The sequence below is a fragment of the Myxococcus vastator genome (assembly GCF_010894475.1).
GTDB lineage: Bacteria > Myxococcota > Myxococcia > Myxococcales > Myxococcaceae > Myxococcus > Myxococcus vastator.
In genome coordinates this window covers 1-699 of the sequence record NZ_JAAIYB010000929.1, presented here as the reverse complement: position 1 = coordinate 699, position 699 = coordinate 1, and the positions used below count along the sequence as shown (strand labels likewise).

Sequence of the window (699 nt, the reverse complement as noted above, 5' to 3'; positions counted from 1 at the left end):
CGTTGGGCGTGGCGGGGGAGGGGGACGGGGAGATGAACTCCACGCCCTGGCTGGCCACGTCGCCGAGCAGGGTGTCATACGCCTTGGGCGTGGCGCCCAGCTGCGGCTCCAGCAGTTGCCGGGCGCCCACGCGCTTGAGCACCGGCTCCAGCGCCCCATGGTGGTCCGTGTGCGGGTGGGTGAGCACCACCAGGTCCAGCCGCTGCGTGAGCAGCTCGGGCAGCCGGTTCACCAGGTGCTCCGCCGAGGAGGCGGGGCCCGCGTCCACCAGCGCGGTGTACCCGTCCGGCGACACGATGAGCGCGGCGTCCCCCTGGCCCACGTCGAAGAAGTAGACGTGGAGCTTCCCGTCCGGGGTGCCACCGAAGTAGCGCCGGGGACGCTCCGCGGGGCGCGGGGCCACCGGCTGCGGCGGAGGCGGCGGCTCCTTGCAGGCCGCCAGTGCCAGCAGAACGGCGAGGAGCAAGCGCGGGCGGGAACTCATGGATGGCAATCCTCGGCGGGGCGGCGCTCGCGCACGGCTTCGGCGCGGCTCGAATAGGCGGTGCGGTTCGACTTGGAGCGCTTCAGGGTCCGGCAGCTCTCTTTGTGGAACACCTTGCTGCCCTTGAGGCTGAAGTATCGGGGCGCGTCCGTGCCGCGTTGCGTGGTGTCAGTGCCGGGGGCCTCCGCCGGGGGGGACGGGGCGCCGCGCCCACG

The 699-nt window shown here is 73.4% G+C and carries 1 protein-coding gene and 1 pseudogene; both read right to left on the bottom strand.

Annotation, left to right across the window (positions count from 1 at the left end; translation table 11 throughout):
* The coding region (locus tag G4D87_RS38390) for a ComEC/Rec2 family competence protein (protein ID WP_240358956.1) at positions 1-466 on the bottom strand (466 nt) is incomplete at its 3' end.
* A gap of 14 nt (positions 467-480) precedes the next feature.
* Positions 481-699, bottom strand: a pseudogene (locus tag G4D87_RS38385) (ComEC/Rec2 family competence protein); the annotation flags it as partial.